At 39.7% G+C, this 17,143-nt stretch carries 17 protein-coding genes; 12 read left to right on the top strand and 5 right to left on the bottom strand.

Annotation, left to right across the window (positions count from 1 at the left end; genetic code table 11):
• Window positions 1–198: 198 nt before the first annotated feature.
• Window positions 199–831, bottom strand: a complete 633-nt coding sequence (locus CSV79_RS07125) for a YktB family protein (protein WP_099688352.1) — start codon at window positions 829–831, stop codon at window positions 199–201.
• A 159-nt stretch (window positions 832–990) separates the two neighbouring features.
• On the opposite strand from CSV79_RS07125, the gene CSV79_RS07130 reads away from it, so the two are divergent.
• Both CSV79_RS07130 and CSV79_RS07135 read left to right on the top strand, forming a co-directional pair.
• Window positions 991–1,191, top strand: a complete 201-nt coding sequence (locus tag CSV79_RS07130; RefSeq protein WP_099688353.1) for a hypothetical protein — start codon at window positions 991–993, stop codon at window positions 1,189–1,191.
• Window positions 1,192–1,344: 153 nt separating this feature from the next.
• A complete protein-coding gene (locus tag CSV79_RS07135) occupies window positions 1,345–2,136 on the top strand; it encodes an inositol monophosphatase family protein (protein WP_099688354.1) in 792 nt (263 codons plus the stop codon).
• A 56-nt stretch (window positions 2,137–2,192) separates the two neighbouring features.
• On the opposite strand, the gene CSV79_RS07140 is transcribed toward CSV79_RS07135, so the two are convergent.
• Window positions 2,193–2,378 carry a YlaF family protein gene (locus tag CSV79_RS07140; RefSeq protein ID WP_099688355.1) on the bottom strand — a complete coding sequence of 62 codons (186 nt, stop codon included), beginning with the start codon at window positions 2,376–2,378 and terminating at the stop codon, window positions 2,193–2,195.
• A 100-nt stretch (window positions 2,379–2,478) separates the two neighbouring features.
• On the opposite strand from CSV79_RS07140, the gene typA reads away from it, so the two are divergent.
• On the top strand, window positions 2,479–4,320 hold the full coding sequence (gene typA / locus CSV79_RS07145) for a translational GTPase TypA (RefSeq protein WP_099688356.1): 1,842 nt from the start codon (window positions 2,479–2,481) through the stop codon (window positions 4,318–4,320).
• Between the two features lie 24 nt (window positions 4,321–4,344).
• Window positions 4,345–4,680, top strand: coding sequence for a YlaH-like family protein (locus tag CSV79_RS07150; protein WP_369824934.1), 336 nt, complete (start codon window positions 4,345–4,347; stop codon window positions 4,678–4,680).
• An 18-nt stretch (window positions 4,681–4,698) separates the two neighbouring features.
• On the opposite strand, the gene CSV79_RS07155 is transcribed toward CSV79_RS07150, so the two are convergent.
• Window positions 4,699–4,902, bottom strand: a complete 204-nt coding sequence (locus tag CSV79_RS07155) for a YlaI family protein (protein WP_099688358.1) — start codon at window positions 4,900–4,902, stop codon at window positions 4,699–4,701.
• A gap of 13 nt (window positions 4,903–4,915) precedes the next feature.
• Entirely contained in the window at window positions 4,916–5,416 is a 501-nt protein-coding gene (locus CSV79_RS07160; RefSeq protein WP_099688359.1) for a hypothetical protein, read from the bottom strand.
• Between the two features lie 179 nt (window positions 5,417–5,595).
• On the opposite strand from CSV79_RS07160, the gene CSV79_RS07165 reads away from it, so the two are divergent.
• From CSV79_RS07165 to pyc, 3 genes are all read left to right on the top strand, one after another.
• Window positions 5,596–5,877, top strand: coding sequence for an Fpa/YlaN family protein (locus CSV79_RS07165; RefSeq protein ID WP_099688360.1), 282 nt, complete (start codon window positions 5,596–5,598; stop codon window positions 5,875–5,877).
• Window positions 5,878–5,940: 63 nt separating this feature from the next.
• Window positions 5,941–7,110: an FtsW/RodA/SpoVE family cell cycle protein gene (locus CSV79_RS07170; RefSeq protein ID WP_099688361.1), complete on the top strand. Its 1,170-nt coding sequence runs from the start codon at window positions 5,941–5,943 to the stop codon at window positions 7,108–7,110.
• Window positions 7,111–7,124: 14 nt separating this feature from the next.
• Window positions 7,125–10,571, top strand: coding sequence for a pyruvate carboxylase (pyc, locus tag CSV79_RS07175; RefSeq protein WP_099688362.1), 3,447 nt, complete (start codon window positions 7,125–7,127; stop codon window positions 10,569–10,571).
• A gap of 103 nt (window positions 10,572–10,674) precedes the next feature.
• On the opposite strand, the gene CSV79_RS07180 is transcribed toward pyc, so the two are convergent.
• Entirely contained in the window at window positions 10,675–11,583 is a 909-nt protein-coding gene (locus CSV79_RS07180; RefSeq protein WP_099688363.1) for a COX15/CtaA family protein, read from the bottom strand.
• A gap of 410 nt (window positions 11,584–11,993) precedes the next feature.
• On the opposite strand from CSV79_RS07180, the gene cyoE reads away from it, so the two are divergent.
• The 5 genes from cyoE to CSV79_RS07205 all read left to right on the top strand — a co-directional run bounded on the left by cyoE (window position 11,994) and on the right by CSV79_RS07205 (window position 16,964).
• On the top strand, window positions 11,994–12,911 hold the full coding sequence (gene cyoE, locus CSV79_RS07185; RefSeq protein ID WP_099688364.1) for a heme o synthase: 918 nt from the start codon (window positions 11,994–11,996) through the stop codon (window positions 12,909–12,911).
• A 102-nt stretch (window positions 12,912–13,013) separates the two neighbouring features.
• The gene (gene coxB / locus CSV79_RS07190) at window positions 13,014–14,081 is read left to right on the top strand and encodes a cytochrome c oxidase subunit II (RefSeq protein ID WP_099688365.1); all 1,068 of its coding nucleotides are present in this window, start codon (window positions 13,014–13,016) and stop codon (window positions 14,079–14,081) included.
• 33 nt (window positions 14,082–14,114) lie between these two features.
• Complete coding sequence (locus CSV79_RS07195) at window positions 14,115–15,989, top strand: cytochrome c oxidase subunit I (RefSeq protein WP_099688366.1); 1,875 nt, start codon at window positions 14,115–14,117, stop codon at window positions 15,987–15,989.
• A complete protein-coding gene (locus tag CSV79_RS07200; RefSeq protein ID WP_099688367.1) occupies window positions 15,989–16,615 on the top strand; it encodes a cytochrome (ubi)quinol oxidase subunit III in 627 nt (208 codons plus the stop codon). The genes CSV79_RS07195 and CSV79_RS07200 overlap by 1 nt, the downstream gene beginning before the upstream one ends.
• A 1-nt stretch (window position 16,616) precedes the next feature.
• Entirely contained in the window at window positions 16,617–16,964 is a 348-nt protein-coding gene (locus CSV79_RS07205) for a cytochrome C oxidase subunit IV family protein (RefSeq protein WP_099688368.1), read from the top strand.
• The last annotated feature ends 179 nt before the right edge of the window (window positions 16,965–17,143 follow it).

Below are 17,143 nucleotides of genomic sequence, written 5' to 3' on the forward strand. Positions count from 1 at the left end.
AAGTAAGAATCAACAAAAGATAATTCAACGTCAGCTACTGTGTAATATGAATTAAGTGGGCAAGCTGTACTGGCTCTTTACTGCAAAGCTATCTTATATGAATTGTGAAGGGGTTGGCAATCATTGTGATTTCCGCCCCTTTCATAGACACTCTGACACAGCAACGTTTATTTTACTATGTTTTATAGTTACCAAACGTTATACAAATGAATTAATCACTATATCGTAAACGGATAAAAGATGAGTGAACGTGTCTTCGACGAAGTTATAAAACTCTTGTTCATCCATTTTTGTTGCTTGTTCGCTTAATACATGTCTGCCAACAAGGAATTCCGCCTTCTTCACAGTTTGTAGACGCTCTAAAACTTTCTCTAAACCATCCGTACCCACTTCGCTAATAAGCTCTGCATCGGGCTTCATATGATCCCCAGAAACGATAAAGTCCCCAGGTAATGAAGTTAGCACTTTCATATTCCTTTCTAAACGTTCAGCGATTCCAACTTTATCTGGATTTTCATAAATAATTGCAAGGGTGATGAATAAATGTGTGCTCCATAAGCCAATCTGAAAGTGAGGCAACGCTTTATAACCTCTCTTGGCAGGAGCAAATGCCACCCAACTGTCTTTTGGTGGATTCACTGTCCTTCTTGCATGTTTTGCGACATGTGGGAAAAATTCTCCTTTACCATGTGTTGAAAGGTGGTGCGAAAAATGAGTACCTAACTCCCGAAACTTTGGTTGAATAATTTCCTGTAATGCCGTCATGCGTGAATCAAGGCCGTTTATTGTAAAAACTTCAAAGTCTTTCGTTGTCCAATATGTCTGAGTCAAGAAAAATCTCCTCCAGTTTATCTTTACTACGTTTATCTTATCAATAAAAGGGGAATAATTTATAATAACAAGGCTTCCAACCAGACAAAGTCGCAATTTTGACATACTTATATTAATAAGGCGGTTAGAAGATAAAAATGATAAAAAGGGGTGCTTATTATGAAACAAGTTGTTCATTTCATTCGGAAAGAAGATGTTGAAAGAGAATATGTTAGAACGTTGCAATTGGAACTTGATTATGAATTAGCTACTCTCTATGACGCAATTCAAGAGCAAGATCAAAAACAAACTGAAAAAAGTAAACAGCGTCTGGCTGAAATTCATAACGAACTGGAGAAGCTAAATGTTTTCTCGATGTAAGTTGCGCGCAATAATAAGGCATCCCCATTTACTTCAGAATTGAAGAAAATGTGACGGGGTGCCTTTTTACTTAACTAGCTGTAACCGTTATCTCTTCTGTTCTATAGACTGTATGTTATACTAACACTAGTCGGAATGGGAAGAGGTGGCATGATGAATCTTAATGCGATCGATCGATATGCAAAATCACTAATCAAAGAAGCAGGTCACAAGATTCGCGTGTCTTTTTTTAGTACAATAGACATCGATTCAAAAGCTGATGCTAATGATTTGGTAACAAATATCGATAAAGAAGTTGAAAGGTTTTTTATTGAAAGAGTAAAAAGTGATTTTCCGGAGCATAAAATCGTTTCGGAAGAGGGATTCGGAGATGAAATCTCTTCGTTGGATGGAGTTGTCTGGTATTTAGATCCAATCGATGGAACGATGAACTTTATCCATCAAAGAAGAAACTTCGCAATCTCATTGGGGATTTATGTAGACGGCGTGGGGATGCTGGGCTACATATATGATGTTATGCGGGATGATTTATACCACGCGGCAAAAGGTGAGGGTGCTTATTTCAATGATGAGCGTTTGCCGCAACTTGAAATTACACCACTTGAAGAAGCAATCATAGGCATTAACGCTGCTTGGGTTGCACCTAATGGAAAAGTAGAAAATGATAATATAATTCAGCTCGTAACGCGTTGCAGAGGAACACGTTCCTATGGATCAGCGGCAATCGAGTTAGCATATGTTTCGTCAGGCAGGATAGATGCGTATATTTCCATGCGACTGGCACCTTGGGATATAGCAGGTGGGATTGTCATCGCTCAAGAAGTAGGGGCGGTTGCTACGAATTTGAGGGGAGAACCACCTCATTTACTTGGAACGGACACATTTATCGTGACGAGGCCTGGTTTGCACGAGGAAATATTATCGAAATATATCCGACTAAAATAAAAAAAGGGGCTGTTTGTTAAACCGAATAGGTTTAATATACAGTCCCTTCGCTATATTTACAGCGTACCTTCACGACGCATACGTGCTTTAATTTTAAATCCATTACCCATAATTAGAATCAAAGCGACAACGGCAAGTACAACGACGAAAAGACTACGCATGCCTATTCCAACGCCGATTGCAGACATAGAGAGAACGGCTGCAAGTGAATACAAAACGAAAATCCACTTAATGTCTTTCAAAAAAATCCCTCCATCTAAAATTAAATATTATTGAAATGACCTATCTTGTGCTATAATAACACAGTTGAACATCTGAAATAAAGACAAACGGAGTGAAAAAATGACAAACGAACGTACAGATCTTAGAAATATTGCGATTATTGCCCACGTAGACCATGGTAAAACGACATTAGTCGACCAATTACTTAAACAATCGGGTATTTTCCGATCAAACGAGCATGTGGAAGAACGTGCAATGGACTCAAATGAATTAGAACGTGAACGCGGAATTACGATTTTAGCTAAAAATACAGCTATTGAATATAATAACACTAAGATCAATATCTTAGACACGCCTGGACACGCTGACTTCGGCGGCGAGGTGGAAAGAATCTTACGAATGGTAGATGGTGTTGTCTTAGTCGTAGACTCATTCGAAGGTTGTATGCCACAAACACGTTTTGTTTTGAAGAAAGCCTTGGAAACAAATTTAAAGCCAATCGTTGTAGTTAACAAAATCGACCGTGAATTTGCAAGACCGGAAGAAGTTGTTGATGAAGTCTTAGAATTATTCATTGAGTTGGATGCAAACGATGAGCAATTAGAGTTCCCTGTTGTCTATGCTTCAGGATTTAACGGTACCGCAAGTCTATCTCCAGATCCGGCAACACAAGAAGATACGTTACGTGTGCTTTATGATGCGATTCTAGAACATATTCCAGCACCTGTTGATAATCGTGAGGAACCATTACAATTCCAAGTATCACTTTTAGACTATAATGACTATGTTGGACGTATCGGTATCGGACGTATTTTCCGTGGGACAATGAAAGTCGGCGAACAAGTATCCGTATTGAAACGTGATGGTTCAGTAAAGAATTTACGTGTAACAAAATTATATGGCTTCCTAGGACTTAAGAGAGTTGAAGTAGAAGAAGCATACGCCGGCGACCTTGTAGCAGTATCCGGAATGGGCAATATTGATGTTGGTGAGACAGTGTGTCCTACAGATCATCAAGAAGCACTTCCTGAACTGCATATAGATGAGCCTACATTACAAATGCGTTTCTTAGTAAACAATAGTCCGTTTGCTGGACGTGAAGGTAAATGGGTCACTGCACGTAAAATCCAAGAACGTTTGGATCAACAGTTAGAGACAGATGTATCCCTTCGTGTAGAGCCTACTGACTCGCCGGATGAGTGGATCGTTTCAGGTCGTGGAGAGCTTCACTTGTCTATCTTGATTGAAAACATGCGTCGTGAAGGCTATGAATTGCAAGTGTCTAAGCCGCAAGTTATCATTCGTGAAATTGATGGCAAACGTTGTGAACCATACGAGCGTGTACAAATTGATGTGCCTGAAGAGCACACGGGTTCAATCATCGAATCAATCGGTGAACGTAAAGGTGAAATGTTGGATATGATTAATAATGGAAATGGACAAGTTCGTCTAATTTTCTTAGTGCCAGCTCGTGGATTAATCGGTTATACGACTGAGTTCCTTACATTGACTCGCGGGTATGGTATTTTAAACCATACATTTGACACATATAAACCAATCACTACTGGTAAAATCGGTGGTAGAAGACACGGCGTGCTAGTTTCTATGGAGAACGGTACAGTAACAGGTTACGCTGTTATGCAACTTGAGGACCGTGGAACAATGTTTGTTGAAACAGGAGCAGAAATTTACGCGGGTATGGTAGTAGGTGAAAGTAATCGTGATAGTGATTTAACAATCAACTTAACTAAAGTTAAGCATGCGACTAACGTTCGTTCTGCTACGAAAGACCAAACAGTTACGTCTAAAAAACCTCGTATTTTGTCACTTGAAGAAGCGCTTCAGTATATTGGTGATGACGAGTACTGTGAAGTTACACCACAAACGATTCGTTTACGTAAGAAAGTTCTTGACAAGAATGAACGTGAACGTGTAAATAAAAAGAAAAAACTTGGTGAATAAAATTGATAGAAGGGAATGTATGGAATGAGCGTAGGAGATTCAGAGATGGTCTACAATCGGATGTCAGGAATTGCGCGCATGGTCTATGAGCTTGCGCCTGATTTCTCGGCAGCCGGCTATATTCTGTTCGCACTCGTTTTCATCATGTCTGCTATTGTGTATAAATTAGGATTTGCGCGAAAAATCAGTTTTTGGAGGAACGTCGTAATCTATACATTTTTGTTTATAGGATGTTTGGTTTTGACGTTTTTAGCTTTCTTCCTCCCGATCGTCGAAGGTTTGATCGTAGCAGCAGCTATTCTTATTATTTATCGTGTTCGTCGAATGAATGAACATAAAAACGACTCCGTTGTCCAATGACAACGGAGTCGTTTTTTATTAAAAATCTTTTTCTGTCAGGTGCGAACTTCTGTAAAAGATGAAGTTTCCTGTGGCTACACGTTCATCGGTCAATCGACCAATTCGCTCTTTGCAAGTAGGGCACATATACGTATGTATCGGCCGATTACGTAATTTTTTGGCTAGTGGATCTCCATCTTCTAATTGATTAATGTCATCGCATAGTACGCATTTAACGCGCATGCACTCAGCTCCTTCAGTCCACTTGGATTGCTTGAACATGACGGATCGGTGAATCTTGATTTGAACCATCTTTAAATAGTACGTGGACAGGCCCGTCTTCTCGCAAAGGTTTGCCTTCGTGACTGAATTTAAAGAGAATGTTAGCCGCTTCCGCAAGTGGATACGTGTATTTTTCATTGTCTTTTGTGATAAGTGTAAATGTTGTAGCATTAGCTGAAGGTACGGCATTGCGTAAAAAAGGCTGTAAAACGACTGCAAAGCTACTTGTCAGCATTTTATCTTTTTCATATCTTTTTTCACTTCGAATAGTTGGAGGATATGTAGCACCTTCCATGATTTCTCTAGACCAGTGTTTACCCATTTTTTCTTTGTATTCTTCCATTTCGTCTTTTTCCACAAATTCCTCAGTGAAAAAAACATCTAAGTCTATACGACGATCGTCAAAAATCCAAACGGTTGGATCTAATGTGATCGCATGTTTTACATTTCCTGTAATAGGTATTATCAGTTCCAAAATACTTCCCCCTTAATATCAGTAGTACTATTTTTAGTATAACGTTTCATTGAAGAAGTGAAAAGGATTTCAATTGACTTTATAAGAATATCTCGGGTATTACTTGCAATTTTTAATTGCAAAAGATACAATTTAGACATTAACAACTTGCGAGAATAATGAATAATGGGGGCGTCTCCATGGATATAGAAGTTCAAGATACGTACAGAGAAAAAGCAATGAAACAACTGCACATAGACGCAGAGAAAATTGCAAAGCTAATAAAAGTGCAAATGGATAATTTAACTATGCCGCAATGTCCGCTATATGAGGAAGTACTCGACACGCAAATGTACGGTTTATCCCGTGAAATTGACTTTGCTGTAAAGCTCGGTTTAGTAGAGCAAGAAAAGGGCCGTGAAATCCTCTCGATGCTGGAAAAAGAGTTAAATATCTTGCATGAATTGTATACAAATAAATAAATGAAAGACTCAAACTACTTAAGGGGTTTGAGTTTTTTATTTAGGACCACGAGGTACGAATAAATGAAGACTTATATGAACCGAATACTACGAAACTTTGATTATCCATTATTTGCAGTCTATCTGCTACTTTGCTTGTTTGGTTTAATTATGATTTATAGCGCCAGTATGGTCTGGTCAGTCAATAGATATAATTATGATCCTGCTTATTTTTATTTTAAACAGATAAAAAGTCTAGCTATTGCATTACTTGCCTTTCTTGTGGCAGCCATTATTCCGTATCGACATTACCGAAATAAAAAATTTTTATATATTACATTGGGTGTTATGTTCGCATTGTTAATTCTAGTAAAATTTATTGGTTTTGGAGATAATGTTGGTGCGAAAAGTTGGCTTTCACTGCCTTTTGGATTAGGAAATCTACAGCCGACAGAAGTAGCAAAGATTGCTTTTATTGTCTATTTCTCCGGTGCATTTGCGAATAAGTTTTACGCAGGAACTTTGGATGAGATTAAAACAACTATTTTTCCTACATTCTCCATATTAACTGTATCTCTTTTCTTAGTCATCTTGGAACCAGATTTTGGAGCAACTATGATATTATTTCTAGTTGCAGTGTCTGTAATTGCAGCAAGTGGTATGAACATAAGGAATTATTTGAAAATTAGTGGCTTTTTTGCAGTATTAGGGGTTGCGCTCAGTATACTTTTATGGATAAAGTGGGAAGAGGTCATGACTGAATCTCGCGTTGGCCGTTTTCTTGCATTCGCAGATCCCTTTGAATATATTCAAGGATCAGGACTGCAAATTGTCAATGGTTATATCGCGATTGGAGCGGGTGGCTTGAAAGGGGTGGGGCTTGGAAATTCTATTCAAAAGCTTGGCTATTTGCCGGAGCCACACACAGATGTTATTATGGCTGTAATTTCCGAAGAAACGGGTTTATTAGGAACGACACTCGTTTTAGGAGGGCTTTTTTTCATCGTCGCGAGAGCATTTATTGTTGCTCTACGAACGAAAGATGCGCATGCTCGCATGCTTGCAGCTGGTGTCGGTAGTTTGATAGCTATCCAAACGCTAGTAAATTTAGGCGGTCTGACGGGTTTGATCCCATTAACAGGTGTGACGTTGCCTTTTATTAGCTATGGTGGGACATCTGTCGTCTTCTTGTCAATTGCGCTTGGCATACTGATGAATGTATCAATGTTCGTTAAGTATGAAAAAATGAAGTAGAGAGGATTGTGTTGTTGGTGGAGAGAAGAGAGATTAAAAAAGTTCTGGTTGCAAATCGGGGTGAGATTGCAATCCGCGTATTTCGAGCGTGTACAGAATTAGGTATAGCTACAGTAGGTATTTATTCAACGGAAGACCGTAGATCTTTGCATCGTTATAAATCCGATCAATCTTTTTTAGTAGGAGAGGGAAAGAAACCAATCGACGCCTACTTGGATATCGAAGGAATTATTGAAATTGCGAAAAAAGCAAATGTTGATGCAATTCATCCGGGCTATGGTTTCTTGGCGGAAAACGCTGAATTTGCGGCGCGACTTGAAGAGGAAGGAATTATTTTTATCGGGCCAACATCTAAGCATCTTGAGATGTTTGGTGATAAAGTAAAAGCGAGAGAGCAAGCGATAGCAGCGGATATTCCGGTTATACCGGGAAGTGATGGACCTGTAACGTCTGTAGAAGAAGTAGCAGCGTTTGGTGAACAAAACAAGTACCCAATCATTATTAAAGCTTCATTGGGCGGTGGCGGACGCGGAATGCGTATCGTTGAATCAGCGGAAGAAGTACAGGAAGCATATAATCGTGCGAAATCCGAAGCCAAATCTGCATTTGGTTCTGACGAAGTGTATGTAGAAAAATATATTAATAAACCAAAACATATAGAAGTGCAAATACTAGGTGATACATATGGGGAGATAGTCCATTTGTACGAGCGTGATTGTTCGATTCAGCGTCGTCATCAGAAAGTAGTAGAAATTGCACCTTCACTATCGTTAACGGAAGAATTACGAACAGCTATATGTAATGCGGCTGTTAAGTTAGCGAAAAATGTAGAGTATAGAAATGCTGGAACTGTTGAATTTTTAGTAGCTGACGATGAATTTTATTTCATCGAAGTTAATCCGCGTATTCAAGTGGAACACACGATTACAGAAATGATTACTGGAATTGATATTGTTCAATCCCAGGTGCTAATCGCAGCGGGTGAAGCAATACATTCAGAAAAAGTGAACATTCCTGAACAACAAAAGATTCCTCTATTCGGTTACGCTATACAGTCACGTGTAACGACAGAAGATCCACTACATGATTTCATGCCGGATACTGGAAAACTTCAGGTTTACCGTTCAGGTGGAGGCTTTGGCGTCCGTTTAGATACTGGGAACGCATACCAAGGTTCAGTTATTAGCCCTTACTATGATTCTTTGCTTGTAAAAGTATCTACATGGGGTGCGACATTTGGCAATGCTGCAAGCAAAATGCACAGAAATTTGAAGGAATTCAGAATACGTGGAATTAAAACAAATATTCCATTTCTTGAAAATGTAGTTTGTCACAAAGAATTTTTGTCTGGTGAGTATAATACAAGCTTTATCGATGAAACACCTGAACTTTTTACGTTTACAAAGAAACAAGATAGAGGAACAAAGATTTTATCGTATCTTGGAAACGTTACCATTAACGGATTCCCAGGTATTGATGATCCGACACGTCCTGTATTGCATCCTGTTCGTATTCCTGAGATTGACAAAAAAGTACCACTTTCAAGAGGTACGAAACAAATTTTGGACGAGCAAGGTGCAGACGGCTTAGTCGATTGGGTACGTAAGCAAGAGGATGTGCTATTAACAGATACGACGTTCCGTGATGCACACCAATCGCTGCTAGCAACACGTATGAGAACGAAAGACTTGACGCAAATTGCAACAGAAAGCGCACATTTACTTCCTGATTTATTTTCGTTTGAAATGTGGGGAGGCGCAACGTTTGATGTTGCGTACCGTTTCTTGAAGGAAAGCCCTTGGGATCGTTTGGAAAAACTGCGTGAGCAAATCCCTAATGTCTTGTTCCAAATGCTCTTTAGAGGCGCAAATGCTGTTGGGTATACAAACTATCCTGACAATGTTATTCGTGAGTTTATCAAGGAATCAGCCGCGTCTGGAATAGACGTATTCCGAATCTTTGATAGCTTGAACTGGATCAAGGGGATGGAAGTAGCAATTGACGAAGCGCGTTCAGTAGGAAAGATTGCTGAAGCAACGATTTGCTATACAGGTGATATTTTAGATGACAACCGTGCTAAATATACGGTCAATTACTATAAAGAGATGGCGAAGGAACTTGAATCGGTAGGGGCACATATTCTTGCAATTAAAGATATGGCTGGCTTACTAAAACCGGAAGCTGCTTACCGATTAGTATCAGAACTAAAAGCTGCTACGGACATGCCAATCCACTTGCATACACATGATACGAGCGGTAATGGTATTTATATGTATGCAAAAGCGATTGAAGCAGGAGTCGATATTGTCGATACAGCGATTGGTTCAATGGCGGGGATGACATCTCAACCTTCTTCTAACTCTTTAGCTTACGCGATGGCGGACAATAAAACGAGCGTTCGTGCGAATACAGAGTCCTTGGAAAAGATTTCTCATTATTGGGAAGATGTCCGCAAGTACTACAAGCCTTTTGAAAGTGGAATGAATAGTCCACATTCTGAGATTTATGTACATGAAATGCCAGGTGGTCAATATTCAAATTTACAACAGCAAGCAAAGGCAGTAGGTCTTGGCGAGCGTTGGGAAGAAGTTAAAAAGATGTATTCCCGCGTAAACTTCTTGTTTGGAGACATCGTCAAAGTAACACCTTCTTCAAAAGTGGTAGGAGATATGGCATTATTCATGGTTCAAAATGAGTTAGATGAACATACGGTCATTTCTAAAGGGGAAACAATTGATTTCCCAGAATCGGTCATTGAATTTTTCGAAGGGTCTATTGGACAACCGTATGGTGGCTTCCCGAAAGAGCTTCAAGAAGTTATCTTGAAAGGCCGTAAAGCTATTACGGTTCGTCCAGGAGAACTCCTAGAACCAGTTAATTTTGAAGATGTATTGAAAAAGCTATCGGTTAAAATGGAGAAAACAGCTACGATGCATGATGTGTTAGCTCATGTTCTCTATCCGAAAGTATTTGAAGAGTATATCGAAACAATAAAGCAATTTGGTGATGTTTCCGTCATTGACACACCTCAATTTTTATATGGTCTTCGATTAGATGAAGAAATTGAAATTGAGATCGAAGTTGGAAAGACGTTAATCGTTAAACTCGTATCAATAGGCGAACCAAATCCGAATGGTACACGTGTACTCTATTTCGAATTGAATGGGCAGTCACGTCAAGTCGTTATTCAAGATCTCCATATTGAAACAAAAGACGTGAAAAAACCGAAAGCAGATCCAACAAATGAATCTCATATAGCGGCTACGATGCCAGGTACAGTATTGCAAGTAGCTGTATCGCTTGGAGCAAGAGTCAAACGTGGAGAGCATTTGCTTATTACAGAAGCCATGAAAATGGAAACTACTATTCAAGCTCCATTTGATGGGGTTGTGAAAGAAATTTACGTCAGTGCTGGAGATTCCATCTCGACTGGTGATTTACTTGTTGAATTAGAACATTAAAAAACAGCTCCTGTCGCTGATTGTTGCGGCAGGAGCTGTTTTATGTAGATGTATAACAAAAAGCGTACAATCACTCTTCTTGGTGATTGTACGCTTTTACTAATCATTTTGTCCGACTACGAGACACTAGAAGTACTAAGTAAGTCAATAACCCGAATAATAATGTGACAAACAATGAATGTAGCAACGCAATATAGAGGTTTAACTTTGTTAGTACAACAATCATACCAGTCGTCGCTTGTGCCAAAACCAATAGAAATGCACTAATCCAACCCCAATAAATGACACGCTGGTCTTTATATTCTTTAATGGCTTTTATCGCGATGATTGCGATCCATACTAAGATTAGCGCTGCCGCGAGACGGTGTCCCATTTGAATCCATTCATACATATTACGTGGCAAGCTGAACTCACTATTTCTACAAAGTGGCCAATCGGAACAGACTAATCCAGAATTAGTGTGACGAACGAGTGCGCCTGTGTAAATTACTAAATACGAATAAATAGTAACGCCGATTGTATGAAAGCGTAGTGATTTACCAATTCTAAGTTTGTCCGTATCGAATTTCTTATCAACTTCAAAGACTAATAAGGTTAGCAAGAACACGGCAGCAAATGAAATGAGTGAGATTCCGAAATGTAGTGCTAGTATGAAATCACCTTGCCCCCATAAAACCTGCGCTGCTCCAATTAATGCTTGTAAGATTAAAAAGAACAATGCCATAAAGGCTAAAAGCTTAGTTTCACGTACATGTCCTAGTGATTTCCATGCCCAAACAGCTAATACTACAATGAAAATTCCAACCCCACCTGTTACTAGACGATGTGAGAACTCGATAAGTACTTCAGCGGTAATTTCATCAGGTATTAATTGTCCGTTACACCCTGGCCAATGTCTACCACAACCCATTCCGCTGTCTGTTTTCGTAACGAGTGCTCCTCCGAGCAAAATGGCAAGCATTCCGATAGTGGATGCAACGCCAAACCATTTTAAAAACCTATTATATCGCAACTATGAGACACCTTCTTCTATGAATCGACCGACAAAGGCGGTCGATTTACATGATATTTTGCCTAAAGATCTGTGGGACAGTTGCTATTTGATCTACTCAGAAACCGTACATATTCCATTTGTTTTAGGCATTCATTTCACGTTTTATGATAGCGAAAAAAACATAGAAACACAATGCCAAGAGGGAAGAAACCGACAAGGCATAAGGCTTTTCACAAATTGTTCATAAAAAAGCCTCTATAACTTCACAAATGTCTAGTCGAAATGCATTACTATATAGAAGATGCACGTCAAAGACGCAAAGGTTGCATGAAACAGCTATTAATTCAGAAATGGTCTAGAAATTACTGACGAATTTCGATATAGTAGATGTTAGAGTCTTTGTTGAAAACTTTGAAAGGAGGGTTATTATGTCAAACGGTCGAACGCTTTCGACAGTTGCAGATCCAAAAGTAGAGACAATTACATTATGGAAAGACTTTTTGGCGCTTATCAAAATAGGTATCGTCAATTCGAATTTGATCACTACTTTCACCGGTCTTTTTTTGGCATTTCAATTCACTGGCAAAAGTTTTCTCCATAACTTCGATCTATTAGCATTTGCAATCGTGGGAACAGGATTGATCATTGCGGCATCGGGTGCGTTAAACAACTTGATTGATCGCGATATTGATCCCATTATGTCGAGAACGAAGTCGAGACCGACAGTAACAGGAAGATTTAAAGCGCCTGCTGTGTTGACGTTAGCTATTACATTTCTGATAGCTGGGGAAGTTCTTTTATTCTCAGCCTCTGCAGTTGCAGGTTGGCTCGGTATTATCGGCGTCTTAGCATATGTCGTTCTTTATTCCATGTGGTCAAAACGTCAGCATGTGAGTAATACAGTTGTAGGAAGTTTCTCGGGAGCTGTTCCGCCCCTAATCGGATGGGCAGCGGTTGATCCTACACTGCCAATGGGAGCGTGGGCATTGTTTTTAATCATGTTCATATGGCAACCACCTCATTTTTATGCGTTGGCTATGCGTAGAACAGAGGAGTATCGGGCAGCAAACATTCCGATGCTACCTGTAGTAAAAGGATTTGAGCGGACGAAAAAGTCTATGCTTATGTGGGTATTGTTATTATTTCCACTACCTTTCTTGCTTCAACAACTCGGTACAGGGTTTGTTGTGTTTGCAACTTTGTTGAATGTCGGATGGCTTTATCTAGCGATTAAAGGATTTAAAGCTAAAGAAGATTTGAAATGGGCAACTTCGATGTTTGTGTATTCATTGAACTACATGACGATTTTGTTTGTCTCCATGATTATTTTCTCCATATTCATCTAACGTTTCGGAATTCTTTCTTTAAAACAGGAATTCATCATAAAGAGGCTTACAGTCCTCCAGGGTAGAAAAACATTTTTTTAGAAAGAGAGGTATTAGTTAGCGATGATTAAAGGACTCAAAAAGTGGCGTCTCTTTTCTTTATTAGCGGTTTTTGCAGTGTTCTTAGCGGGTTGTGGACAAGAAGAAATTTCGACATTCCAACCAGCAGGACAAGTCGCTAAAGATCAGTTCAACTTGCTGCTGTTATCTTCAGGAATCATGTTACTAGTCATCATTGTAGTAGTAGCAATTTATACAGTGGCGCTAGTACGCTTCAGACGTTCCAAATTGGGTGAAGATCATATGCCTGAGCAAGTAGAGGGAAGTCATGTATTGGAATTGGTTTGGACATTTATTCCAATCGTATTACTTCTAATCCTTGCAATTCCTACCGTTCACTACACTTATAAACTAGGTGATGTGCAAGCGATGGGAGCAGTCGATGATGAGGGGAACGCTGAAAACCTTGTGGTTGATGTAACAGCGAAATTGTATTGGTGGGAGTTCGAGTATCCTGATTTAGGAATTGTTACAGCTCAGGAACTTGTGGTACCCACAGACGAGAAAGTTTATTTCAACTTGATCGCAGCAGACGTTAAGCACTCATTCTGGATTCCAGCTGTTGGTGGTAAGCTAGATACGAACGTGGAAAACGTCAACAAATTTTATCTGTCATTCGAGAAAGAATCTGAAGGCTTGAAAGATGGCGTTTTCTACGGGAAATGTGCTGAGCTATGCGGACCATCTCACGCATTGATGGACTTTAAAGTGAAAACTTTACCAAGAGATCAGTTTGACAAGTGGGTTGTTGCTATGCAAGGAACACAAGACAATCCTGTAGTTGCAAATGCTGACGGTGAAAAAGTATTTGCTCAAAGCTGTATCGGTTGTCACGCAGTTTCAGGTGTTGGAGAAACTGGTGCACAAGGACCGAACTTAGCTACATTTGGTGATCGTAACCGCGTAGCAGGATTCCTTGAGCATGATGAAGAGAACCTAAAAGATTGGATTCGTGACACACAGAAACATAAACCTGGCAACACGATGCCTTCATTCAGTGAAGATCAGATTTCTGATGCAGATTTGGATGCACTGGCTGAATACTTAATGGGCTTAAAAGTCGCAAAATAATTTTCATACGGAAATTGAATAGGAGGTAACACAGTGAGTTCAGTTGCTCAAAAAAGTGGCTTTGGCGCAACACTCTGGGATTGGCTGACGACAGTCGACCATAAGAAGATTGGAATTCTGTATCTCCTTGGGGGGCTATTCTTCTTCGTCCTTGGTGGTATTGAAGCGATGATCATTCGTCTTCAGTTGATCGTGCCAAACAACGATCTCGTAACAGCAGGTCTTTTCAACGATTTAATCACGATGCACGGAACAACCATGATATTCTTAGCAGCGATGCCGATTTTATTTGGTTTTATGAACGCTATCGTACCGCTTCAAATTGGAGCACGTGACGTAGCATTCCCGTTCATCAACTCATTAGGATTTTGGATGTTCGTATTTGGTGGATTATTCTTAAACATCTCATGGTTTTTCGGTGAGGTTCCAGATGCTGGATGGACTTCTTATGCATCTTTATCTCTTCACTCGCCAGGTCATGGTGTTGATTTCTATGCAATTGGTTTGCAAATCGCTGGTGGTGGTACGTTAATGGCTGGGATTAACTTCCTTGTTACGATCATCAACATGCGTGCACCGGGTATGACATATATGCGTATGCCATTGTTTACATGGACTACGTTTGTTGCATCCGCAATGATCCTTTTTGCATTCCCACCATTGACAATCGGTTTGTTCTTCTTAACGTTCGACCGTATGTTCAGTGGTAACTTCTTTGATCATACGATGGGCGGAAACACGATTATTTGGGAGCATATTTTCTGGATTTTCGGACACCCTGAGGTATATATCTTAATCTTACCGGCATTCGGTATTTTCTCTGAGATTTTTGCTACATTCTCACGGAAACGTCTTTTCGGTTATACAGCGATGGTATTCGCTACAGTATTAATCGGTTTCCTAGGATTCATGGTTTGGGCTCACCATATGTTTACAGTTGGTCTTGGACCGACAGCGAACGCAATCTTCGCAGTAGCAACTATGGCGATTGCTGTACCAACTGGTGTTAAGATCTTTAACTGGTTGCTTACTATTTGGGGCGGTAGCATTAAAGTTACAACTCCGATGTTGTATGCTCTGGGTTTCATTCCTTCATTCGTAATGGGTGGGGTTACTGGAGTTATGCAGGGTGCAGCACCACTTGACTATCAGTTACACGATTCTTACTTTATTGTAGCTCACTTCCACTACGTAATCGTTGGTGGGGTTGTACTAGCTATTTTTGCGGGACTTCACTACTGGTGGCCAAAAATGTTCGGTACAATGTTAAGTGAAGGTTTAGGAAAAATTACATTTGTATTCTTCTTCATCGGTTTCCACTTAACATTCCTAATTCAACACTGGTTAGGTTTCTGGGGAATGCCACGTCGTGTTTGGACATTTATGGATGGACAGGGCTGGAATATGCCGAACTTTATAAGTACAATCGGTGCGCTATTAATGGCAATCGGATTTATCGTAATGGTGATCAACATCATTATTACAACTGTTAAGAACAAGCGTGTTGGAGATGATCCATGGGGTGACGGACGTACACTTGAGTGGGCGATTCCATCTCCACCACCATTCTATAACTTCCCAGCAACTCCATTAGTTCGTGGTTTAGACACACTTTGGATTGAGAAGATGGAAGGCAGTAAGGAAATGATTACACCAGCTGAGCCAATCACAGATATTCATATGCCGAATGGTTCAATTATCCCGATGCTAATGTCTCTTGGACTATTCATCGCTGGATTTGGTGCAATGTTCCAGCAAGAAGCTTCTTGGGGTCTACCAGTATTAATTTTCGGTTTAGCATTTACATTTGTTATGATGTCTGCACGTTCATTGAAAGATGATCTTGGCTTCTACGTAACAAAAGAGCAAATCCTGCAAGATTTAAAGAATAAAGGGGGTCGTGACTAATGGATTTGAATACTAAATTCACCCCTGAGACATGGCCTGCTCATCCAGAGAAGGCTACACTGGAAGCCAAAAACAAGTTTGTTGGTTTCTGGCTCTTCCTAGGTGGAGAAACAATTCTCTTCGCTACTTTGTTTGCAACGTATATGGCTTTGAAAAACAAAGGTCCTAGTGGCTTTGGTTTTACGACACAAGAATTATACACATTGCCATTAGTATTTGTGATGACAATGTTGCTTCTAACCTCTTCATTGACAAGTGTTTACGCAATGTATCACTTGAAGAGTTACAATTTCAAAAAGATGCAATTATGGTTAGCGATTACTGCATTTTTAGGACTTGGCTTCTTAATGTTAGAAGTATATGAGTTTTCTCACTATGTACACCTAGGATTTACGTTCAGTAATAGTGCGTTCAGTTCCGCTTTCTATACATTAGTAGGTACTCACGGATTTCACGTGGCAATTGGTTTAGTTTGGATCACGTTACTGATATTCCGTAACGCCAAGCGCGGTCTGAACTTGTATAACGCAACTAAGTACTATACTTTTTCACTATACTGGCATTTCATTGACGTAGTTTGGGTATTCATCTTTACTGTAGTTTACTTGATGGGAGTGATCGGTTAAGATGGCAGAAATTCAAATGATTAAAAGATCTCCAGTTGAACAGGCTTTGCAACAACGTCGTGCAAAAGAAGCTATGCGTAGTCAAGTGGCAATGTTTTCTTTGATGATCTTCTTAACACTCATTTCGTTTTCGATGGTAGCAGCTCATCTATCTGATGTTGTCGGTTTCTCAAAATTCTTTGTAATTCCAACATTATTCCTTTTTGCTGCAGTACAAGTTGGTCTTCAACTTTACTACTTCATGCATATGAATGAAAAAGGACACGGCATTCCACAAATGTTCATGTTCACAGGTGCGGTGTTAGGATTCTTACTCCCACTGACATTTGTAACAATCGTTTGGTGGTAAGCAAATAAGAAAGAGCTTATGGTTAATTCCATAAGCTCTTTTTTATGGTTCTATAATATTTGTTGGGGTATGCGTACAATTTGCATAAAAAAATACACGTGATCACCGATTTCTTTTATACTTGAATTGTCTAGAAACAAGTAAAAGTGAAAGGTGATACGTGCATATGAATTTTAACA

This window comes from Sporosarcina sp. P13, assembly GCF_002743055.1.
Taxonomy (GTDB): Bacteria; Bacillota; Bacilli; order Bacillales_A; family Planococcaceae; genus Sporosarcina.